Below are 20,806 nucleotides of genomic sequence, written 5' to 3'. Positions count from 1 at the left end.
TTCATCCGAGGTGATGAGGTCCGACCGGACGGCTCAGCGGCCGACCTTCCGGCGGTGTTCCTGCGCAGCACGGAGGACGTCGCGCGCCCGGTCGCTCGCCGCCTCGGCCTCGTCGCGGGCTGCCTCGAGCCGGGTGATCTCGGCCTCGGCCTGCTCGAGGGCACGCTGGAGCTCCGCGCGGCGCTCCTCCGCCTGTTCGAGATCGGCCTCGGCGGCGTCGAGTGCTGCGTCGGCGTCGCGGGACTCCGTGCGCGCTGCGGTCTCGGCCTGGCGCGCGGCCTTCCGGTCGGCGGCCGGGTCGCGCTTCGGTTCGGGTTCGGATTCGGGATCGGCGTCCGGTTCCGGAGCGTCGCGCTGCGCGGGCCTGGAGGCACGGCTCGCTTTCCGCGCACCCCTCGCCTGGGAGATGGGGATGGGTGGGGCATCGCTGCCGGACCAGGCATCGGGGACCGCGTGCGGATCCGCGAGCGCCCCGTCGAGGTCGACCGCGTCGAACCCCACGCTCTCGAGCGCCGTCACGAGCAGCCCCGACCGGACGGCCGCGCCGGCGTGCGGGTCTGCCATCGCCGCCTCGATCGTCGACCGGACCAGCTCGAGCACCGCCGGGGTGACGGGGTGTCCGGCGTCGGACGCCAGGTCCGCACCGGCCTGCGCGAGGGCGTCGACGACCTCGGCGCGCTGCCGGCGGAGGGTCCGGATCGCGTCGGGGTCGGCGTCGGCCTGGGCCTTGCGGAGCGCCGGTCCGAGGTCGACGGCGTCGTCGAGGGCACCGTCGTGGGCGAGCAGGTCGATCACCCAGGCCGCCGGGGCGGGCTTCCGGAGCTTCCCGATCGCCGTCGCGAGGGCACGGTCGTCCTTCCGCGCCGCGCGTTGTCGTGCGGTGCGTTCGGCGACGAAGTCCTGCGGCGCGACGAGCAGCAGCTCCCTGGCGACGTCGGCGAACTCCATGCCACCACTGTGCCCGCTCGACACCGTGCCCGCCACGGCGCCGGGGACTACCAGTCGTGGACGGTGCCGTCGGCCAGGCGGTTGAACGGCAGGTACGCCTGCTCGTAGGGGTACTTGCCGGCTTCGTCGACGTCGAGGCTGACCCCGAGGCCCGGCTCGTCACCCGGGTGCAGGTAGCCGTCGGTGAACGTGAAGGTCTGGTGGAACACCTGGTTGGTCTGCGGCCCGTGCTGCATGTACTCCTGGATGCCGAAGTTGTGGATCGCGAGCCCGAGGTGCATCTGCGCGGCGAGCCCCACCGGGGAGATGTCGGTCGGTCCGTGGAACCCGGACCTGACCTGGTACAGCGCCGCGTACTCCATCGTCTTCTTGAGCGGGGTGACGCCGCCCATGTGCGTGACGGCACCGCGGACGTAGTCGATGAGCTGGTCGCGGATGATGTCCTTGAAGTCCCAGATGGTGTTGAAGACCTCGCCGATCGCCAGCGGCGTCGTGGTGTGCTGCCGGACGAGCTTCAGGGCCTCCTGGTTCTCGGCGGGGGTGCAGTCCTCGAGCCAGAACAGGTCGTAGGGCTCGAGCGACTTGCCGAGCTTGGCGGCCTGCAGCGGGGTCATCCGGTGGTGGCCGTCGTGCAGCAGCGGCAGTTCGGGACCGAACTCGTTGCGGACGGCCTCGAACACGGTGGGCACGTGGCGCAGGTAGGCGCGGGTGTCCCAGTCCTCCATCGCCGGGTACGCACCGCGCTGGGCGGGCTCGAAGTCGTAGCGGACGCCGGCGTTGCCCTCGGTGGTCCTGTTCGACGCGATGCCGTAGATGGACTCGAGGCCGGGGACACCGGTCTGCACCCGGATCGAGCGGTAGCCCTCTTCCTGGTGTTCGCGGATGGAGTCGAACAGCTCGGGCAGCTCCTTGCCCGAGGCGTGGCCGTACGCCATGAGCCCGGTGCGCGATGCCCCGCCGAGCAGCTGGTACAGCGGCATCCCGGCGACCTTCGCCTTGATGTCCCAGAGGGCCATGTCGACGGCGGCGATCGCGGCCATGGTGACCGGACCACGGCGCCAGTACGACGACCGGTACAGGAACTGCCAGGCGTCCTCGATGCGGCTGGCGTCACGGCCGACGAGCAGCGGGACGACGTGCTCGGACAGGTAGGCGGAGACCGCGAGCTCACGGCCGTTCAGGGTGGCGTCGCCGAGTCCCGTGACGCCGTCGGCCGTGGTGAGCTTGAGCGTCACGAAGTTCCGGTTCGGGCTGGTCACGATGACCTCGGCCCGATCGATCAGCTGGCCGCGGTCCGCCGAGGCCCAGGTGTCCGGACGGCCGGCGGTGGTCTCGGCCGGCCCGCTGTCGGCGGCCCCGGGCACCGGGGCCGCGGGGTTCGTGGTGGTCGTGTCGGTCATGCGTGGACTCCTCCGTTGGAGCGTTCGCGGGCGCGTGCCGCGGCGGTGCGGATGCGGTCGGCCGCCGCCTTCACGGCGGCGACCACGGGGGTGGTGTCGAGTTCGGGCGCGACGACGGCCAGGACGTCGTGCACGTCCGAGTCTGGCCCGGGGGCACCGGGGTCGTCCACCAGGTCGGACTGCTCGGTGAGGTGCAACCACCACGCGGCGAGGGCGGTGGCCGCTCCGGTGCCGATGCCGGCCGAGGGGTCGCGGGCGAGCCGGTGCCGCACGACGTCGACGACACGGACGGGCAGCTTCTGCGAGCCGCCGGACGCGATCTGCCGAAGCGTGTGCCGGATGCGCGGGTTGGCGAACCGCTCGACCAGGGCTGCGCGGGCGTCGGTGACCTCGGCCTCGGGCAGCGGGAGCTCGAGCGCGGCTTCGTCCCAGAGCTGCTCGACGGCGGTGCGGCAGACCGGGTCGTCCATCGCCTCGGCCACGGTGTCGTGGCCGAGCTGCAACCCCAGGTAGGCGAGGAGCGAGTGCGAGCCGTTCAGCAGCCAGAGCTTCCGCTGCTCGTACGGGGTGACGTCGTCGACGATGCGCACCCCGGCGGTCTCCCACGCGGGGCGGTCGATCCCGTCGAAGGCGTCCTCGAGCACCCACTCGGCGAACGGCTCGGTGACGACGGGGACCCGGTCTCCGGCGAGCGCACCCGGCAGTTCCGACAGGCGCGCGACGTCGTCGTCGGTGGTCGCGGGGGTGATCCGGTCGACCATCGAGCTCGGGAACGCGACGTTTGCCTCGATCCAGTCGCGCAGGTCGTCGTCGGTGACGGCGTCGAGCACGGCGCCGCGCAGGACCACCCCGTTGTGCGTCAGGTTGTCGAGACTGACCAGCGCGATGCGCCCGGAACCGGCGGCACGGCGGGCGTCGAGCCCCGCGACCAGCCGCGCCGGCACGTCGGAACCGGGCCGGTAGCCCTGCTCGGTGACCGTCAGCGTGACGATGGTCGTCTCGGGGGACGCGACCACGTGCCTCCAGGCCGTGTCGTCGCTGCCCGGGTGGGCGGCCACGATCGTGTCGACCACCTCGGCTCCGTCGCCGGACGCAGCTCGCGTGACCAGCGTGTACCGGCAGTCCTGCGCGGCCAACGCGTCCGCGGCCGCGGGCGAGCGGCCGGTGAAGGCGGTGATGCCCCACGGCTCCCCCGTGGTGTGGGCGGTGTACCAGGCGAGGTGGGCACGAGCGAACGCACCCACCCCCAGATGGACGATGCCCGGACGCCGGTCGGTCATGCCGACACCGGGACGAGGGAGCGGAGGTACGCCAGGTTGTCGGCGGTGCGGGTCTCGAGCGGGAGGTCGGTGGAGAAGTCCTCGATGGTGACCCACCCGTCGTACCCGACCTGGCGGAGCGCGTCGAGGTACTCGGACACCGACGCCTGGCCGGTGCGCAGGGGTGCCCACTCGTGCTGCCAGATCGAACTGCCGTCGGCCCGGGTGTCGCCGGTGTCGACCCAGCGGGCGTTCTTCACGTGGGCGTGTGCCAGGTACGGCCCGAGCAGTTCGAACGCGGCGAGGTGGTCCTCGTCACCCTCGATCACGAGGTTGCCGAGGTCGTGGATGACGCCGACGTGTGCGGGGTCGAGACCGTCGATCAGCCGCAGCGCTGCGGAGGCCGACGGTGTGATCGTCATGTGGTGCAGCTCGACCAACACCTTGACGCCGAGTTCGGCCGCGCGGTCCGCCGCCCACTCGAGGTCGGTGCGGGTGCGGTCGAAGAGCTCGGGGTAGGTCTCGCCGGTGCGTTCCTTCTCGGCCCGGTAGTTCGGCATCGTGACGCGGACCTGCCGGGCACCCAGTTCGCTGGTCACGCGCAGCATCGTCTCGACGCCGTCGTGGTCGGCGGCCGACTGGTAGCCGCCGATGCCCGAGTACTCGAGCCCGGCGGCGTCGGTGACCCGGGCGATCTCGCCGACCCGGTCGCGGATGCCGGTGTACTGCCACGTCGAGTTGTTGCCCGCCCAGAACGACCGTTCGGCGGGGACCTCGGCGCCGTCGGCCGGGCGGTCGTCGACGATGCGCCACTCGATGCCGTCCCAGCCCTGTGCGGCCAGGGTCTCGGTGGCTTCGGACGGGGTCCAGTCGGGCGTGGAGGCGGTGAACACGGAGAACTTCATCGGGTGGCTCCTTCGGTCGCGCTGGCGGTGGCGGGTGTGCCGACGACCGGCACCACGTCGTCGTACTTGCCCTCGATCACGTCGTCGATGCGGACGGGTTGCCCGAGCGTCGCGCTGACGTAGAGCCCGCGGACGGTGGCGAGCGACACGAGGGCCGCGTCGACGGTGACCCCCGGTTCGCGTCCCTGCCGGATCGCGTCGACGATGTCCGTGTACTGCCGAGCGTGGCCCGCGGCGAAGTGGTCGGGTTCAGCCGGGCCGCCGACGACGTGCTCGGGCGGGACGACCTGGTCCTTCTGGTCGACCGCGCCGGCGACCGCGGTGGCGTTCGACGTGGTGGACGCCGACTCGAGCGTGGCGGTGTCCGGGGCGATGTGGAAGTACGCGAGCCGGTCGTCGTCGACGATGGCGGAACCGTGCGTGCCGTACACGGCGTACCGGGCGGAGAGCCCCGGGTACGCCGCGGTCGTGCAGTGGACGACCCCGAGCGCCCCGCCGGCGAACCGGACGGTGGCGACGGCGGTGTCCTCGACCTCGATGCGGTCGTGGGCGAGGAGCCCCGTCTGGGCCGAGATCTCGACCGGACGACCGAGTGCCCAGACGAGCAGGTCGACGGTGTGCACGCCCTGGTTCATCACCGCGCCGCCGCCGTCGAGCGCCCAGGTGCCGCGCCAGTCACCGGAGTCGTAGTACCCCTGCGACCGGTACCAGGCGACGCTCGCGAGCCCCGAGGTCACGGTACCGAACCCGCCGTCATGCGCGGCCCGGGCGACGGCTGCCGACGCCGGGTCGAAGCGGTGCTGGCTGATGACGCTCGTGACGAGCCCGCGGTCGCGAGCGGCTGCGGCGAGCGCCGCGATCTGCCGTGCCCGGGGCATCGTGGTGTCGAGCGGCTTCTCGATGACGACGTGCTTGCCGGCGGCCAGGGCGGCCTCGGCGAGCTGCACGTGCATGCCGGACGGCGAGCAGATCGCGACGACGTCGATGTCGGTCTGTTCGATCGCTTCCTCGATGGTGGAGGTCGTGATCGGGCGGGCGGCACCCACCGCTTGCACCGCGTCCGCCGCGCTCGTGGCGGCTTCGGGCACGGCGTCGACGAGGGCGACGACCTGCAGGTCGGGGTGGTGCACCGCGACGGTGGCGTGGTGGCGTCCGATGACACCGGCGCCGACGACGGCCAGGCGGAGCGGGTTGGTGGGCTCGGTCATCGCAGGGTGACTCCGATCTGGTCGGTGAGGGTGCGGAAGGCCCGGCCGGCACGACCGAAGGCCGCGGGGCCGGAGAACCCGCCGAGGGAGGTGAAGTCGCTGAGGTGCGGCTCGAGCGAGGCGTACCCGGAGTAGCCGGCGTCGCGGAGCGCGGTGAGGGTCTCGACGAGTTCGCCGTCGCCCTCGCCCGCTGGCACCACCGACGAGTCGGCGGCGAGGGCGTCCTTGACCTGCAGGTAGTCGACGTACGGGGCGAGCTGCTCCCAGCCGTCGGTGAAGGGCCGGACGCCGCACTGCACGTAGTTCGCGTTGTCCCAGGCCAGGCGGAGCGCGGACGAACCGACGCTCTCGACGATGTCGAGCACGCGCGCGGGGACATCGCCGTAGATGTCCTTCTCGTTCTCGTGCAGCAGGGTCACGCCTTCGCGCTCGGCGAGGTCGGCCAGCGCCCGCATCCGGACGAGGACGTCGTCGCGGACGTCGTCGGGCGTGCGGCCCTCGAAGTAGAACGAGAAGATCCGGATGTTCGTCGTGCCGAGGGCGTGCGCGGCACGGATCGCACGGGCGAGCCGTGACACCTCGTGCTCGACGGGTTCGTCGACGGACACCTTGCCGATCGGCGAGGCGATCGCGGACACGGTCTGCCCGCGCTCGTCGAGCAGCCGGTGGAGTCCGGCGAGCTGGTCCTCGTCGAGGTCGACGACGTTGACGCCCCAGGCGCTGCGGACCTCGATGGCGCTCGCGCCGAGCGCCTGGAGGACCGCGACCTGGACGACCGGGTCGGCGTCGATCTCGTCGCCGAAACCGGAGAGTTCCCAACTGGGCTGGTCGGTCATGGTGTCCTTTCGTTCGGACGGGAGGCGCGTGGCGGGGCCGCCACGGGCCTCCAGTCCGGTTCTGGGTTGCGGCCTACTTGACGGAGCCAGCGGTGAGCCCGCCGACCAGGTAGCGCTGGAAGATCAGGTACAGGGCGACGACGGGGACCGCGCAGACGATCGAGGCGGCCATCATCTGGCCGTAGATCGGGACCGCGCCGCCCTCTTGGGTGGTGCCGAGCACCTGCAGGACCACGGCGACCGTCCGGGTGTTCGGGGTCGTCATGATCGTGGAGAACAGGACGTCGTTCCAGCCGAGCAGGAAGGCGAAGATCGCGGACACGACGATGCCCGGCCACGACAGCGGGAGCACGATCTTCGTCAGGATCTTCGTCGAGCTGGCGCCGTCGATGCGCGCCGCTTCCTCGAGTTCCTTCGGCAGGCCGCGCAGGTACGTGACCATGACCCACGTCGAGAACGGCAGGGCGAACGTCAGGTAGGTGACGAACAGGCCCCAACGGGTGCCGATGATCTGCACGCCGGTGGCGCTGGCGATGTTCGAGAACACCACGAAGACCGGCAGGAGCAGGAGCGTGCCGGGGATCGACTGCAGGGCGAGGAGCCCACGCAGGATGGTCAGCCGCCCGAGGAACCGGAACCGGACGAGCACGTAGGCCGTGGACACGGCGAGCGCGGCACTCGCGACGGCGACGGCACCGGCGGTGAGCATCGAGTTCACCAGTCCCTCGCCGAGGGCGACGGTGGACCAGATCTCGACGTAGTTCGACAGCGTGAACTCGGACGGGAAGTACTCGCCACGGGCGACGGCGACGTCGGAGTTGACCGAGCCGAACAGGATGTAGAGCACGGGGACGGCGATGAACGCGATGATCACCCCGATGACGGTGACGAGCAGCCAGCGCGGCAGCAGCCGGGTGACGTCGGTGTCGTACGGGCGCTTGTTCCCTCGCCCGCCGTTGCCGGTCGTGATGCTCTCGGTGAGCGTCGCGGTGGGGCGGGTGCGGGTGCTGAAGGACGTGCTCGGGGTGGTCATGCGCGTGCTCCGTCGATGTCGGCGGCGGTCGGGGCGGCGGCGAGCGTGGCGCGGTCGGCGCGACGCTGCTTCCGGTTGGGGCCGGCGTCGTCGCCGGTGTCGAGCTTGACCGCCCGCAGGTAGACGAACAGCGGGATCGCGACGATCACGAGCGAGCAGATCGCCATCGCTGCGGACAGGCCGAAGCGGAACGACTGGAAGCTCGCGATGTACGTCAGGACGGGCATCACCTCGACGCTGGACGGCAGCGGGATGCCGAACAGCACGAACGGCAGCGTGAAGTTGTTGATGTTGTGCAGGATCGAGATGATCACCGCGAGGCTGAGGGGTCCGCGCAGGTACGGGAAGATGATGTACCGCAGCTTCGCCCACCAGGTCACCCCGTCGAGCGCGGCGGCCTCGTGCACCTCGTTGTCCACGGCCTGCAGCCCGGCCAGGGACAGCAGGTAGACGAAGGGCCAGCTCGTCCAGATCATCACCCCGGCGAGCGCCCAGTACGACGCCGAGCCGTTCAGCCACAGCACGTCGGTGTGCAGGATCGAGTTCACGACGCCCTGCGGCTGGAGCATCGTGCGGAAGAACGTGCCGACGACGAACGCGGGGAGCACGTACGGGATCAGGTAGATCGAGCGGACGAGCCCGCGACCGGGGAACCGGTTCTGGGTCGAGATCGCGGCGGCGACCCCGATCGGCACGGTCACGGCCGTGACGAGCACCGACAGCGACACCGAGATCCAGATGGAGTGCAGCAGCGGCGAGTTCGTGAACGCCTCGGTGAAGTTGGCGAACCCGACGAACGGGGCGCTGAACCACTGGCGGAGCGTGTACTGGTCGAGGTCGAGCATCGCGATCCAGAAGCCCACCAGGAGCGGCACCACGATGACGGCGAGCATGAGGACCCCGCCGGGCAGGAGCATCCACAGTGGACGCTCCCGTTTGTAGAGGGGCGTCTTGCCGGCGGGGCGGACCGGCCGGGGCGGCGCCGCGTCGGTGCGGGGCCTGGTCTGCGTGCTGGTCATCACAGACCTCCGTTCTTCTGACGGTCGAGGGTGGCCTGGGCGTCCTTCTGGGCGTCCTGCAGTCGCTTGCGGAGCTGGTCGTCGGTGACCTCGCCGGACTTCAGCGACGGGATCGACTGCACGACCACGTCGACCAGGGCGAGCTGGATGTCGGACCAGGCGCCGGTGAACGCGGTCGGCTTGGACAGGCGGCCGGCGTCGATGATCGGCTTGAGCTGCGGGTTGTCGGCCGCCAGGTCGGCGGCGGCGGACGCGTTGGTCGGCAGGTTGCCGAACAGGTCGTAGTACTCGAGCTGGGCCTTCGGCGCGCTGAGCTGCTTGACGAACGCGAACGACAGCTCCTGCTTGGTGCCGTAGTCGGCGACGACCCAGTTGTCGCCGGACAGGATGCTGGCGGCCTCGATGCCGTCGGACGGACGTTCCGTCGCACCCGGCGGGACGGTCGGCAGCAGCGCGAACTCGTACTTGCCGTCGACCTTGGTGCCCTTGAAGGAGTTGATGGCGGTGGTGGTCGTCATCGGGAAGAACGCCGCCTTGCCCTCGGTGAACTGCGCGAGGGCCTGGGCGTTGTTCCAGCCGATCGCGGCCGGGTCGACGACACCGTCCTTCGTCACCCAGTCGAAGTAGGTGCGGTAGGCGTTCTCGACGGCCTCGCTGTCGATCTCGGCCTTCGAGCCGTCGACGATCGTGTTGCCGGCGTTCTGGGCCATCCCCCACACGAACTTCCAGGGGTCGAAGCCGTCGGCGTAGGCGATCGCCATGCCGTGGCGTCCGTCACCCGTGGTGGCCTTCGCGTCGGCGGTCAGCTCGTCCCACGTCGTGGGCATGTCGGTGATGCCGGCCTTCGCGAGCAGGTCCTTGTTCACCGCCATCACGAACGGACGGCTGGCGAACGGGATCCCGATCTGCTTCGACGCACTCGGACCGGAGATGCCGAACGACGCGGGGTCGAACTGGTCCTTGCCGCCGATCGCGTCCCACTCCTTCGTGCCCATCTCGACGAAGGCACCGGTGGCGTACGCGGTCGGGGTGAAGGTGGTGCCGATCGCGTAGACGTCGGGGCCCTGCCCCGAGATGACGCTCGTCTGGATCGCGGTCAGTTCCTCCTGCGCGGAGGAGTAGGTCTCCCACTGGATGTCGGCACCGGTCGTGCGCTTGAACTCGGCGGCGGTCTCCCGCTGCCACTGCTTGCGTTCCTTGGGGTAGGTGGTGTCCGCGCCCATCATCACGCGGAGGGTGTTCGGGTCGTCGCCGCTGCCGTTCACCACGGCACATCCCTGCAGGGACAGTGCGGCGAGGGCGACCACGGCGACGGCACCGACGAGGGTGCGGACTTGCAGTCTTCGCGTCTTCACGGGGGTTTCCTCCTCGAGACCTCCTCCGAGCGGCGCTGCTCGGTGGCACCACTGTTCCGCCGTTGGCAACATGCGGCAACCGGTTGCCACTTGTTGCCAGACGCGAATACGTTCGGCCTCGTGAAGGACCTCTCGACGGACGGCGGCGGGCGCACGGGCGGTGCTGCCGGCACCGCCGCTGGTGCCGCGCGTCGCGTCACCATCCGCGACATCGCCGACGCCACCGGGGTTGCCGCGTCCACCGTCTCCCGCGCCCTGTCCCTGCCCGACCGGGTCAACCCCGTCACCCAGGAGCGCATCCAGCGGGCGGCCCGCGAGCTCGGCTACGTCGCCAACTCGCAGGCCCGGGCGCTGACGTCCGGGCGCACCCGCGCCGTCGCCGTGCTCGTGTCCGACATCACGAATCCGTTCTACTTCGACGTCATCCGGGGCACCCAGCACCAGCTCGCCGGGGCCGGTTGGACGCAGCTGCTCGTCGACACCGAGGAGTCCGCCGACGCCGAGATGGCCGCACTCACCGCCGTGGGGGCGAAGGCCGACGGGGTCGTGCTCACGGCGTCCCGCCTGTCCGACGCGCAGATCGCACGGTTTGCCGAACGGATCCCCCTGGTCGTCGTGAACCGTCGGCCCACCGGCGTGCCCTCGGTGCTCATCGACACCCCCGGCGGGGTGGAGCAGGCGGTGCAGCACCTGGTGTCGCTGGGACACCGGGAGATCCTGTACGTCGCCGGGCCGGACAGCTCGTGGTCGAACGAGCGTCGGTGGCGCGCCCTCGTGCAGGTCGCCAAGCGCCTGGGGATCCGCGTCGCCCGGGTCGGGCCGCACGCACCCTTCGTCGACTCCGGCGCGGCGGCCGCCGACGCCGCCGTGCACGCCGGTGCGACCGCGTGCATCGCCTTCAACGACCTGATCGCCATCGGGATGCTCGCCCGGCTGCGGGAGCGCGGGGTCCGCGTCCCCGAGGACATGAGCATCGTGGGCTGCGACGACATCTTCGGCGCCGACTTCTGCAACCCGCCGCTCACCACGATGACCTCGCCGATCGAGCGCGCCGGACGGGTCGCGATCCGGATGCTGCTCGGACGGCTCGGCGCGCTGCCCGCCGACGAACTGCCCGGGGAGCACATGTCCGGCGCCGTCGCCCTGCCCACCCACCTGACCGTGCGCGAGTCGACCGGACCGGCACCTCGCGCCGGCACCGGCACCGGCACCGGCACCGGCACCGACTGATCCCGCACGAGCAGCCCCCGCACTCGCCACCGGCGAACTCGCCGCCCCCGAAGGAGTCGATGATGACCCGCACCAGCACCCCGACCCGGCTCGCACCGCACCCCGACCGGCTGTTCCCCGCCGATCCCGGAGCGCGAGCCGTGGCACGCACCGTGTACGAGGCGGTGAAGGACGCCCCGATCATCTCGCCGCACGGGCACGTCGATGCGGCGCTGATCGCCTCGGACCAGCCGTTCAGCGACCCCGCGTCGCTGCTCATCACGCCCGACCACTACGTGCTCCGCCTGCTGCACGCGAACGGGGTGGACCTGGCCGCGCTGGGACGCGCGGACCTGTCGGGGCCCCGCCCGGGCTCGCAGGCTCGCCCGGCGGCGTCGGCGCATCGCTGGCGCGATGCCGCTGAGCCGACGCCGCCAGGCCGCGCCATCTGGCGGCAGTTGGCGGAGCACTGGGACGACTTCCTCGGGACCCCCGTGCGCTACTGGTTCGAGACGGAGCTGCACGACGTGTTCGGGCTCGACCAGGCGCCGTCCGCCGCGAACGCGGACGACCAGTACGACCACATCGCCGGCCTGCTGGCTTCCCCCGCCTTCCGGCCACGCGCGCTCTTCGACGCCTTCGGCATCGAGGTCCTCGCCACCACGGACGGCCCGGCGGACGACCTCGCTGCGCACGCGCAGCTCGCGGCGGACGCCGGCTTCACCGGCCGGGTGCTCCCCACGTTCCGCGCGGACGCCGTTTTCGACCCGACGCGGTCGGACTGGAGGCCCGTGGTCGCGTCGATCGGCGAGACCGCCGGCATCGACACGGGCACCCACGCAGGGCTGCTGGCGGCTCTCCGCGCACGTCGCCACTACTTCATCGAACACGGCGCGACCGCCACGGACACCGGGGTGCTCGACGCGGGCTCCGCCCCCCTGCCGTCGAGCGAGCGGGAACGCATCCACGCGGCGGCGCTTCGCGATGCGTCGTCGGTCACCGAGGCCGAGGCGACGGCGTACCGGCACGACATGCTCTACCGCTGGGCGGAGATGAGCGTGGAGGACGGCCTGGTCATGCAGCTGCACCCCGGGGTGATCCGGAACCACCACACCCCGACGCTCGAGCGCTTCGGGCCGGACACCGGGCACGACCTGCCGGCCGTCGGGTCCTTCACCGAGCCGCTCCGGCCGCTGCTCGAGTCCTTCGGCACCGCTCCCGGGTTCCACCTTGTGCTCTTCACCGTCGACGAGACCGTCTTCTCGCGCGAGATCGGGCCGCTCGCGGGCTTCTACCCCGCCGTGTACGCGGGCGCACCGTGGTGGTTCATCGACACCCCGGCGGCCATCGGGCGCTACCGGTCGGCCGTCACCGACTCCACATCGTTCACCAAGACCTCCGGGTTCATCGACGACACCCGCGCGTACTGCTCCATCCCCGCGCGGCACGACATGGCGCGGCGGGCGGACGCGGCGTACCTGGCGTCGCTCGTGGTCACGCACCAGGTCTCCGAGGAGGACGCCGTCCGCACCGCCCGACGCATCGTGTCCGACATCCCGCGGGCGACGTTCAAGCTCTGACGCGGGCGGGTGCGGGGCGGGTGGTGCGCGGCGCGGGTAGTGCGGCTGCTTGGCGCAGCGCGGTGTTGCTGCTTGGTGCGAGGTTCCGTTCTCGGTGCGAGGGTTGCCGGGTCGCACGGAACACGGAACCTCGCACGGTTCGGCGCTGCGGCGGTACGGTCGGGCGCATGAAGGAGCGCGTGACGGCGGCGTACAGCGCTCGGGCCGACGAGTACGCGGCGCTGCTTGGGTCGATGGACGCCGTCCACCCCGACGACCGAGCCCTCGTCGACGCCTGGGCAGCCGGTCAGAGCGGTGCCCTGGTCGACGCCGGGTGCGGCCCCGGTCACTGGACGGCGCACCTCGCACAGCAGGGGCACCGGGTCAGCGGCATCGACGCGGCACCGGAGTTCGTCGAGCACGCACGACGGACGCACGGCGCCTCGGTCGACTTCCGGGTCGGGTCGCTCGACGCGCTCCCGCTCGCGGACGGCAGCGTCGACGGGGTCCTGGCCTGGTACTCGGTGATCCACCACGAACCGTCGCGGATCGGTGGGCCACTCGACGAGTTCCGTCGGGTGCTCACCCCCGGCGGTGGGCTGCTGCTCGGGTTCTTCGAGGGCGCCGCGGTCGAAGCCTTCGACCACGCGGTCATCACCGCCTACCGCTGGCCGGTCGCGTCCCTGGCGGCGCTGCTGGACGAAGCGGGCTTCGACGTCGTGGACGTCCACACCCGCACGGACCCGGGGCACCGGCCGCACGGGGCGATCAGTGCGGTGCGCCGCTGATCGGCCGCGGTGTCAGGGCTGCCAGCCCGGAGTGACGAGTCCGGTCTCGTAGGCGAACACGACGAGCTGCGCGCGGTCGCGGGCACCGAGCTTGATCATCGCTCGGGAGACGTGGGTCTTCGTGGTGAGCGGACTGACGAACAGCCGCGCGGCGATCTCGGCGTTGGTGAGCCCGACCGCCACGAGCTGCATGACCTCGCGCTCGCGATCGGTGAGCACCGAGAGGCCCGGCGCGAGGGACGACGGCTTCGCGTGGGTGGCGTACGCCTCGACCAGGGAACGGGTCGCACCGGGTGAGAGCAACGAGTCGCCGGCCACCACGGTGCGGACGGCGCGGAGGAGCTCGGCGGGTTCCGTGTCCTTCACCAGGAACCCGGCCGCCCCGGACCGGATCGCCTCGAAGACGTAATCGTCCTGCTCGAACGTCGTGAGGATGACGACGTGCACGCCGTCGAGGTCCGGGTCGTCGTTGATGCTGCGGGTGGCGGCGAGCCCGTCGGTGCCGGGCATGCGGATGTCCATGAGCACCACGTCGGGTCGCAGCGCCCGGGCAGCTTCGACCGCAGCGTCCCCGTCGCCGGCCTCGCCGACGACGGCCATGCCGGGTTCGGCGTCGAGGAGAGCGCGGAGGCCGGCACGGATGAGGACCTGGTCGTCGACGAGCAGGACGGTGATCGGGGTCATGATCCGGCTCCGTCCGCGACGTCGATCGAACCGGCGTCGTCGGTCGAACCGCCGGTACTGATCGGCAGGCGCGCCACGACGCGCCAACCGCCGTCCGTCGTCGGACCCACGGACAGCTCTCCGCCGACCGCGGCGGCGCGCTCCCGCATGCCGATGATGCCGTTGCCGGTCGCGCCGAGGCCGACTCGTCGCGCGGAGCGGTCCGGGACGGCCGACGGGTGGTCCTCGACGACCAGGTCGACGACGTCGGCCCCGACGGTGACCACGACCGACGTGTCGTGACCGGGGGCGTGCTTCATGACGTTCGTGACGGATTCCTGCACGATGCGGAAAGCGCTCCGGCCGGTGGTCCCGGTGACGCTCGACGGGTCGCCGTGGATCCGGAGCTCGACCGCGACGCCGGCGGCACGCGCTCGATCGACGAGCTCCGCGACCCGATCGAGGCCGGGAACGGGACTCCGATCGGGTCCACCGTTGCTCGCGGGGCCGCCGTCCACCGAGCGCAGCACCCCGAGGATTGTCCGGAGCTCGACGAGCGCATCGCGGCTCGAGTCACGGATGTTCAGCAGGGCGTCGTGGGTCTGCGCGGGGAGTCCGTCACCGAGGTGCAGAGCCACGCCCGCCTGCAGGTTGATGAGGGACATGCTGTGCGCCACCGAGTCGTGCAGTTCGCGGGCGATGCGTACACGTTCCTCGCCCGCCCGCACCCGTTCGGCTTCGGCACGCTGTCGACGGCGTTCGGCGACCCGCTCGACCTGCACCCGGACGAGTTCGGACACGGCGATCGTCACCGTCAGCCACGCCGCGCACAGCAGCACAGCACCGAGGTCGAGCCCCGGAGCCCGGCCGAGCAGCACGTCGGCCGACGGGAGCACCAGGACAGCGACGACAGCGGCCACCGCCACGGTCCGTCGGTTTCCCCGCAGCCACGCGTTCGCGATCGCCATCGTGAGCGCCGCCACGAAGGGCCCGCGGGGGCTGACGACCAGGGCGTACCCGACGGTCGTCGCCAACGTGACGAGCAGCACCGACCGTGGCCACCTCCACCGCCACGGCAGGACGACGACGCCGGCCACGAGGAGCGCGCCGGCGAGTGGGCCGAGCACGACGGGATCGACGCCGCCGACCGCACCGTGCCGTGCCCACGGCGGACCGCCCGGCCCTGCGACCGTGATGCGGGACGCGAGGATCGTGCCGACGATCTGCACGACAGCCACCGGCAGGACCCGACCGGACCGGGCGAATCGCTGGCGCCCCGGCCAGCGGTCGCCAGCCGAGTCGCGGTCGTCTTCGCGTGGCCCTGTCGTCATGGGTCGAGCCTAGGGACGTCGGTCCGCCCCGGCATCGACCGCAGGGGTGCCTGTGGACTACTCCCCGGGGAGTACGGCCCTGGTGAGGGACGACCGCAGTACGACCGCGGGAGCAGACGGAAGTGGGGCTGCGCGGCGGACGCGTGGCGGGCCTCCAGGCCGGAGAGTCGACGTGTCGCGACAGCGGCCCCGAAACCGACCACAGGAGATCACCGTGTTCACGTCCATCACCGCATCCGCACTCACGACGGCAGCAGCCCACGGCCCGTACTGGCAGGGCGGCGGGTTCCCGTTCTTCCTGTTCCCCGCGTTCTTCTTCGCGTTCCTCGTCGTGTTCCTGGTGTTCGGGGTGCTCCGACGAGGGAGCCGGCGCGCCCGCTCAGACGCCCGCGGTGTGCTGGCCGACCGGTTCGCTCGCGGCGACATCGACGCCGAGGAGTACCGCGCCCGGCTGTCCGAGCTCAGCCGGAAGTGACCGCGAGCGCGGCGAGGATCTCCCGCACGGTGTCGTCGACCGATCCGTCGATCGACACCGCGACGGCGGCCTCGTCGTGCTGCGGCCGCTCGAGGGTCGCGAACTGCGAGTCGAGCAGCGTCGTCGGCATGTACTCGTGCTGGCGGTGGGACTGCCGTTCGGCGATCAGGTCGCGCGACCCGTCGAGGAAGGCGATGACGAGACCCCGCGCCGACTCGCGCAGACGGTCCCGGTAGGCGCGCTTGAGCGCCGAGTTCGCCATCACGCACCGGGAGCCGCCCGATTCGACCGCGGCGATCCGCTCGGCGCAGGCGTCGAGCCACGGCCAGCGGTCCTCGTCGGTGAGTGGGATGCCCTGCCGCATCTTCTCCTTGTTGGCGGCCGGGTGCAGGTCGTCGGCGTCGACGAAGACGCACGGTTCACCCTGCGCGACCAGGGCGTCGGTGAGCGCCTGGCCGATGGTGGACTTGCCGGAGCCGGAGACCCCCATCACGAGGACGGGCGGGTGGACAGCGAGCTCGCTCATCCCTCCACAGTATTGATCCGGTGAACTCTGGTCCCCAGTTCCCGGAACACCTGTGCAGTCCCAGACCACCGGTCGTAGGTTGGGCGCCAACGTCAGGACAAAGGAGGCCCCCGTGGCAGACAACAACGGTCAGGCGAACATCGGAGTCGTGGGACTCGCAGTGATGGGCTCGAACCTCGCCCGCAACCTCGCATCGCGCGAAGGCAACACGGTGGCGGTCTACAACCGCACGTACGCCCGCACCGAGGAGCTGCTCCAGGAGCACGGCGACGCCGGGTTCATCGCGTCCGAGGACATCGACGGGTTCGTCGCCTCGCTGTCGAAGCCCCGGACGGCCATCATCATGGTGCAGGCCGGCAAGGGCACCGACGCCGTGATCGGGCAGCTCGCCGAACGGTTCGAACCGGGCGACATCATCGTCGACGGCGGCAACGCGAACTTCCACGACACCATCCGACGTGAGCACGACCTGCGCGAGAAGGGGCTGAACTTCGTCGGCACCGGCATCTCCGGTGGTGAAGAGGGCGCGCTCAAGGGCCCGTCGATCATGCCCGGTGGCTCGAAGGAGGCCTGGGAGACGCTCGGGCCGATCCTCAAATCGATCGCCGCGGTGGCCGAAGGCGAACCGTGCGTGACCCACATCGGCACCGACGGCGCCGGGCACTTCGTCAAGATGGTGCACAACGGCATCGAGTACGCCGACATGCAGCTCATCGCCGAGTCGTACGACCTGCTCCGTCGCGTCGGCGGACTCTCGGTGGAGGACCTGGTGCAGGTGTTCGACGAGTGGAACAAGGGCGACCTCGAGTCCTACCTGATCGAGATCACCGGCGAGGTCCTCAAGCAGCGCGACGCCGACACCGGCAAGCCGCTCGTCGACGTCATCCGCGACGCGGCCGGCTCGAAGGGCACCGGCGTCTGGACCGTGCAGAACGCCGTGGGTCTGGGCATCCCGGTGTCGGGCATCGGCGAAGCCGTGTTCGCCCGTGCGGTGTCGTCGAAGCCGACGCAGCGTGCCGCCGTGCAGCAGTCGGTCAAGAACCGTCCGCAGATCGCCGAGGTGCCGGACACCTTCGCCGACGACGTCCGTGCGGCGCTCTACGCCTCGAAGGTCGTCGCGTACGCACAGGGGTTCGACCTCATCATCGCCGGGGCGAAGGAGTACGGCTGGGACATCGACCTCGGCAACGTCGCGAAGATCTGGCGGGGCGGCTGCATCATCCGTGCCCAGTTCCTGAACCGCATCGTCGAGGCGTACGCCGAGAACCCGAAGCTCGAGTCGCTGCTGGTCGACCCGTACTTCGCGAACGCGGTGGCCGAGGGCGAAGCCGCCTGGCGCCGCATCGTCGGCATCGCGGCAGCGTCGGGCGTGCCCGCGCCGGGCTTCTCGTCCGCGCTGTCGTACTTCGACTCGCTCGCGTCCGACCGTCTGCCGGCGTCGCTGATCCAGGGCCAGCGCGACTTCTTCGGCGCGCACACCTACCAGCGCATCGACAAGGACGGCACCTTCCACACGCTGTGGTCGGACGACGACCGCCGCGAGGTCGAACAGGAGCCGTCCACGCACTGACGACCGCGCCCGCTGCCGCGCCCCCTGCCGACCACCGTGGTCGGTGCGGGGCATCGCGAGGAGGGCCTCGCTGAACCCGGGGCCCTCCGCAGCGTCAGGCGACGATGCGTTCCCGTGCCAGGTCGGCGACGAGTCGGTCCAGCCGCGGACCGCGCCCGAGCAGCCGACGCGAACCCGGAGCGCTCCGGACGAAGAAGGTCGCCACGGCGGGGGTGTCGTCCGGTCGCACGTGGTGGATCGCCACCGCACACGCGCGGCGAGCAGCACCGGAACCGCCAGGTCGCGGCGAGTCGCCGGGTCGCCCCGCGCCGTCGGCTGCTGCTGCACCGTCGAGTCGTCCCGAGCCGTCGAAGCCGTCCGCCACGTCCTCGAGCCCGACGTGCACGACACGACTCCACCGGATCACGAGCAGCCGGGTCGCCCGTCGTTCGTCGAGTTCCCACAGGGAGGCCTCGGTGGCGCCGAAGGCCCAGGTCACGCGCGAACCGAGGTGGGTGTCCGGACGGACCTCGTCGACGATGCCACGGAGTTCCGGTGTCGGCGCCGCCGGCACGAGCCACACCGTCGGGTCGATCCGCCGGATGGCGAGCGCGAGGGCCTCGTCCGCCTGCCGCCGCCGTGCCGTCGCGGTCCGCACGACGGCGACCACGATGACCACGACGCCGAGGGCGATCGCGCCGAACTCGACGATGCCGTACCAGGAGAGGTCGACGCCCGGCGCCGTCGAGACGACGACGATCCGGGTGATCAGGAGGACCAGCCAGACGGCGACGATCACCCAGCGCAGGGTGGCGAGTCGACGTGCCGGAGACATCGGTGTCCGCCGTGCACCGCGGGCACGACCGGACCGCGGGACACCATCCGGACGCTGCAGCACGGTCCGATCCTCCCACGAGCCGCGCGCCACCTGCTGGCCGAACCCGATGAACGCGCGGGGAAGCCCGCACACACAGCCCACGAGCGGCCGGGAGACCTACGCTCGGGCGGTGACCACCGAGACGACGGACGAACCGATCGGGCGATCGACGGCGGGTCCGTCGGACTGCCCGAGCGGGCCCGACGGCCCTGCGACCCGACGTTGGACGCTGATCGCTGCGATCGTCGGCGTCGTGGCCGCCGCCGCGTTCCTCGGTGTCGCCGAGTTCGGCGCGCTGCTGCTCGGCGGAGCTGGTAGCCCCCTGGTCGCCGTCGGGTCCGCCGTCATCGACCTCGCTCCCCCGGGTGCGAAGGACTTCATGGTCGCCGTGTTCGGCACCGGGGACAAGGTCGCCCTGTTCGTGCTCATGACGGTGATCGTCATCGCGATCAGTGCCGGTGCCGGAGTCCTCGAACGCGTGCGCCCACCCTTCGGCGCCCTCGTGTTCGCCGCCGGAGGTGTGCTGGCGCTGCTGGCCGTCAGCACCCGCTCGGGCAGCGGGACGCTCGACGGTGCCCCGACGGTCCTCGGCATCGCGGCAGCGGTGGTCGTCCTGCGCCTGCTGCTCCAGCGGCTGCGTCGGTGGGAGGCCGCGGCGACCGTGCCGACGGCGGCACCGCGACCCGCGTCGACGGAGCGCCGGACGTTCCTGGTCTGGGGCGTCGCGACGGCGACCGTCGCGGTCGTGGTGGGCACCGCCTCCCGGCTGGGGTCGTCCGCGATGCAGGCGGCCGCTGCTGCCAGGCGGGCCATCCGGCTGCCCGCCGCGGCGACCGCTGCACCGGCGGTCCCCGCGGGTGCGTCGCTCGACGTCGACGGCATCACCCCCTACATCACGCCCAACGCCGACTTCTACCGGATCGACACGGCGCTGCGCGTGCCGCAGGTCGATCCCGCCGACTGGTCGCTCCGCATCCACGGTGCGGTCGAGCAGGAGATCACGCTGACGTGGGACGAGCTGCTCGCGCTGCCGCTCGAGGAGCACGTGGCCACCCTGAGCTGCGTGTCGAACGAGGTCGGCGGTGACCTCATCGGCACGGCCCGGTGGCTGGGCTACCCCATCCGGAAGCTCCTCGGCCGGGCACGTCCGACGGGCGACGCCGACATGGTGCTCTCACGGAGCATCGACGGGTTCTCCGCCGGCACCCCGCTCGACGTGCTGCAGGACGACGGCACCGCGGCGCTGCTCGCGGTCGGGATGAACGGCGAGCCCCTGCCGACCGAGCACGGGTTCCCGGTGCGGATGGTCGTACCGGGCCTGTTCGGGTACGTCTCGGCAACGAAGTGGGTCACCGAGCTCGAGGTCACCCGGTTCGCCGACGCGCAGGGCTACTGGACCCCGCGTGGCTGGTCGGAGCGTGGCCCGGTCAAGCTCGAGTCCCGCATCGACACCCCGCGGAACGGGTCGACGGTGACCGCGGGCAAGCCGGTCGCGATCGCCGGGGTCGCGTGGCAGCCGCACAAGGGCGTGAAGGCCGTCGAGGTCCGCGTCGGAGGCGGCGACTGGCAGCGCGCCGAACTCGCCGACTCGGTCTCGGCGGACACCTGGCGACAGTGGGTGGTGCGGTGGACGCCGGTCGCCGGCTCACACCGCATCGAGGTGCGCGCGACCAGTGCGGACGGCGAGGTGCAGACGAGCGTGGACCGGCCGCCGGCGCCCAACGGTGCGACGGGCTGGCACACGGTCACGGTCGACGCGCGCTGACCGTCCGGGAGTGGGTCTGCGACACGCCCGCTGACTGCCGGCGAGGTGGCAGAACGCGTCGGTTCGCGGACGCGCAGGCGACACTTCGTGCCGCCCCGGCG

19 protein-coding genes are annotated in these 20,806 nt (G+C 71.6%); 6 read left to right on the top strand and 13 right to left on the bottom strand.

Annotation, left to right across the window (positions count from 1 at the left end; all coding sequences use genetic code 11):
* Positions 1-33: 33 nt before the first annotated feature.
* The 9 genes from ABRP24_RS07845 to ABRP24_RS07805 form a co-directional block, all read right to left on the bottom strand.
* Positions 34-948 carry a hypothetical protein gene (locus ABRP24_RS07845; RefSeq protein WP_349849743.1) on the bottom strand — a complete coding sequence of 305 codons (915 nt, stop codon included), beginning with the start codon at positions 946-948 and terminating at the stop codon, positions 34-36.
* 47 nt (positions 949-995) lie between these two features.
* Entirely contained in the window at positions 996-2,348 is a 1,353-nt protein-coding gene (gene manD / locus ABRP24_RS07840; RefSeq protein ID WP_258373588.1) for a D-mannonate dehydratase ManD, read from the bottom strand.
* Positions 2,345-3,628, bottom strand: coding sequence for a mannitol dehydrogenase family protein (locus tag ABRP24_RS07835; protein ID WP_349849746.1), 1,284 nt, complete (start codon positions 3,626-3,628; stop codon positions 2,345-2,347). The genes manD and ABRP24_RS07835 overlap by 4 nt, the downstream gene beginning before the upstream one ends.
* Entirely contained in the window at positions 3,625-4,512 is an 888-nt protein-coding gene (locus ABRP24_RS07830) for a sugar phosphate isomerase/epimerase family protein (RefSeq protein WP_349849748.1), read from the bottom strand. The genes ABRP24_RS07835 and ABRP24_RS07830 overlap by 4 nt, the downstream gene beginning before the upstream one ends.
* On the bottom strand, positions 4,509-5,720 hold the full coding sequence (locus ABRP24_RS07825) for a Gfo/Idh/MocA family oxidoreductase (RefSeq protein WP_349849750.1): 1,212 nt from the start codon (positions 5,718-5,720) through the stop codon (positions 4,509-4,511). The genes ABRP24_RS07830 and ABRP24_RS07825 overlap by 4 nt, the downstream gene beginning before the upstream one ends.
* Positions 5,717-6,556 (bottom strand): sugar phosphate isomerase/epimerase, encoded by an 840-nt coding sequence (locus ABRP24_RS07820; protein WP_173035888.1) that lies wholly within the window; start codon positions 6,554-6,556, stop codon positions 5,717-5,719. The genes ABRP24_RS07825 and ABRP24_RS07820 overlap by 4 nt, the downstream gene beginning before the upstream one ends.
* Positions 6,557-6,629: 73 nt before the next feature.
* A complete protein-coding gene (locus ABRP24_RS07815; RefSeq protein WP_349849753.1) occupies positions 6,630-7,589 on the bottom strand; it encodes a carbohydrate ABC transporter permease in 960 nt (319 codons plus the stop codon).
* Positions 7,586-8,608, bottom strand: coding sequence for a carbohydrate ABC transporter permease (locus tag ABRP24_RS07810; protein ID WP_027464479.1), 1,023 nt, complete (start codon positions 8,606-8,608; stop codon positions 7,586-7,588). Before ABRP24_RS07810 ends, ABRP24_RS07815 begins: the two co-directional genes overlap by 4 nt.
* Positions 8,608-9,963 (bottom strand): ABC transporter substrate-binding protein, encoded by a 1,356-nt coding sequence (locus tag ABRP24_RS07805; protein ID WP_301625254.1) that lies wholly within the window; start codon positions 9,961-9,963, stop codon positions 8,608-8,610. The genes ABRP24_RS07810 and ABRP24_RS07805 overlap by 1 nt, the downstream gene beginning before the upstream one ends.
* Before the next feature lie 120 nt (positions 9,964-10,083).
* On the opposite strand from ABRP24_RS07805, the gene ABRP24_RS07800 reads away from it, so the two are divergent.
* From ABRP24_RS07800 to ABRP24_RS07790, 3 genes are all read left to right on the top strand, one after another.
* Positions 10,084-11,193, top strand: a complete 1,110-nt coding sequence (locus ABRP24_RS07800; RefSeq protein WP_349849756.1) for a LacI family DNA-binding transcriptional regulator — start codon at positions 10,084-10,086, stop codon at positions 11,191-11,193.
* Positions 11,194-11,255: 62 nt separating this feature from the next.
* Positions 11,256-12,752, top strand: a complete 1,497-nt coding sequence (gene uxaC / locus ABRP24_RS07795; RefSeq protein WP_349849758.1) for a glucuronate isomerase — start codon at positions 11,256-11,258, stop codon at positions 12,750-12,752.
* A gap of 167 nt (positions 12,753-12,919) precedes the next feature.
* A complete protein-coding gene (locus ABRP24_RS07790) occupies positions 12,920-13,519 on the top strand; it encodes a class I SAM-dependent methyltransferase (protein WP_349849760.1) in 600 nt (199 codons plus the stop codon).
* A gap of 12 nt (positions 13,520-13,531) precedes the next feature.
* Here ABRP24_RS07790 and ABRP24_RS07785 read toward each other — a convergent pair whose 3' ends face one another.
* Together ABRP24_RS07785 and ABRP24_RS07780 are read right to left on the bottom strand one after the other, a co-directional pair.
* Complete coding sequence (locus tag ABRP24_RS07785; protein ID WP_111056942.1) at positions 13,532-14,203, bottom strand: response regulator transcription factor; 672 nt, start codon at positions 14,201-14,203, stop codon at positions 13,532-13,534.
* Entirely contained in the window at positions 14,200-15,513 is a 1,314-nt protein-coding gene (locus tag ABRP24_RS07780; RefSeq protein WP_349849762.1) for a histidine kinase, read from the bottom strand. The genes ABRP24_RS07785 and ABRP24_RS07780 overlap by 4 nt, the downstream gene beginning before the upstream one ends.
* 214 nt (positions 15,514-15,727) lie before the next feature.
* Here ABRP24_RS07780 and ABRP24_RS07775 point away from each other — a divergent pair, with 214 nt between their 5' ends.
* Positions 15,728-15,988: a hypothetical protein gene (locus ABRP24_RS07775; RefSeq protein ID WP_349849764.1), complete on the top strand. Its 261-nt coding sequence runs from the start codon at positions 15,728-15,730 to the stop codon at positions 15,986-15,988.
* Here ABRP24_RS07775 and ABRP24_RS07770 read toward each other — a convergent pair.
* On the bottom strand, positions 15,975-16,514 hold the full coding sequence (locus ABRP24_RS07770; protein ID WP_071245987.1) for a gluconokinase: 540 nt from the start codon (positions 16,512-16,514) through the stop codon (positions 15,975-15,977). The genes ABRP24_RS07775 and ABRP24_RS07770 overlap by 14 nt on opposite strands.
* A 112-nt stretch (positions 16,515-16,626) precedes the next feature.
* Here ABRP24_RS07770 and gndA point away from each other — a divergent pair, with 112 nt between their 5' ends.
* Positions 16,627-18,084, top strand: a complete 1,458-nt coding sequence (gndA, locus tag ABRP24_RS07765) for an NADP-dependent phosphogluconate dehydrogenase (RefSeq protein ID WP_027464472.1) — start codon at positions 16,627-16,629, stop codon at positions 18,082-18,084.
* Between the two features lie 94 nt (positions 18,085-18,178).
* Here the strand turns inward: gndA and ABRP24_RS07760 are convergent, their stop codons facing one another.
* The gene (locus ABRP24_RS07760) at positions 18,179-18,961 is read right to left on the bottom strand and encodes a hypothetical protein (protein ID WP_349849767.1); all 783 of its coding nucleotides are present in this window, start codon (positions 18,959-18,961) and stop codon (positions 18,179-18,181) included.
* Between the two features lie 109 nt (positions 18,962-19,070).
* On the opposite strand from ABRP24_RS07760, the gene ABRP24_RS07755 reads away from it, so the two are divergent.
* Entirely contained in the window at positions 19,071-20,705 is a 1,635-nt protein-coding gene (locus tag ABRP24_RS07755; protein WP_349849769.1) for a molybdopterin-dependent oxidoreductase, read from the top strand.
* The last annotated feature ends 101 nt before the right edge of the window (positions 20,706-20,806 follow it).

The organism is Curtobacterium sp. WHRI 8282 (genome assembly GCF_040223925.2).
Lineage (GTDB): Bacteria > Actinomycetota > Actinomycetes > Actinomycetales > Microbacteriaceae > Curtobacterium > Curtobacterium flaccumfaciens.
Note: the sequence above shows the minus strand (reverse complement) of the source record. Positions and strands in the feature narration are given on the sequence as shown.

Excerpts from the sequence above, each read along its gene's own strand:
- ABRP24_RS07845 (WP_349849743.1), bottom strand. The coding sequence starts at position 948 with ATGGAGTTCGCCGACGTCGCCAGGGAGCTGCTGCTCGTCGCGCCGCAG.
- manD (WP_258373588.1), bottom strand. The coding sequence starts at position 2,348 with ATGACCGACACGACCACCACGAACCCCGCGGCCCCGGTGCCCGGGGCC.
- ABRP24_RS07835 (WP_349849746.1), bottom strand. The coding sequence starts at position 3,628 with ATGACCGACCGGCGTCCGGGCATCGTCCATCTGGGGGTGGGTGCGTTC.
- ABRP24_RS07830 (WP_349849748.1), bottom strand. The coding sequence starts at position 4,512 with ATGAAGTTCTCCGTGTTCACCGCCTCCACGCCCGACTGGACCCCGTCC.
- ABRP24_RS07825 (WP_349849750.1), bottom strand. The coding sequence starts at position 5,720 with ATGACCGAGCCCACCAACCCGCTCCGCCTGGCCGTCGTCGGCGCCGGT.
- ABRP24_RS07820 (WP_173035888.1), bottom strand. The coding sequence starts at position 6,556 with ATGACCGACCAGCCCAGTTGGGAACTCTCCGGTTTCGGCGACGAGATC.
- ABRP24_RS07815 (WP_349849753.1), bottom strand. The coding sequence starts at position 7,589 with ATGACCACCCCGAGCACGTCCTTCAGCACCCGCACCCGCCCCACCGCG.
- ABRP24_RS07810 (WP_027464479.1), bottom strand. The coding sequence starts at position 8,608 with ATGACCAGCACGCAGACCAGGCCCCGCACCGACGCGGCGCCGCCCCGG.
- uxaC (WP_349849758.1), top strand. The coding sequence starts at position 11,256 with ATGACCCGCACCAGCACCCCGACCCGGCTCGCACCGCACCCCGACCGG.
- ABRP24_RS07790 (WP_349849760.1), top strand. The coding sequence starts at position 12,920 with ATGAAGGAGCGCGTGACGGCGGCGTACAGCGCTCGGGCCGACGAGTAC.
- ABRP24_RS07785 (WP_111056942.1), bottom strand. The coding sequence starts at position 14,203 with ATGACCCCGATCACCGTCCTGCTCGTCGACGACCAGGTCCTCATCCGT.
- ABRP24_RS07780 (WP_349849762.1), bottom strand. The coding sequence starts at position 15,513 with ATGACGACAGGGCCACGCGAAGACGACCGCGACTCGGCTGGCGACCGC.
- ABRP24_RS07770 (WP_071245987.1), bottom strand. The coding sequence starts at position 16,514 with ATGAGCGAGCTCGCTGTCCACCCGCCCGTCCTCGTGATGGGGGTCTCC.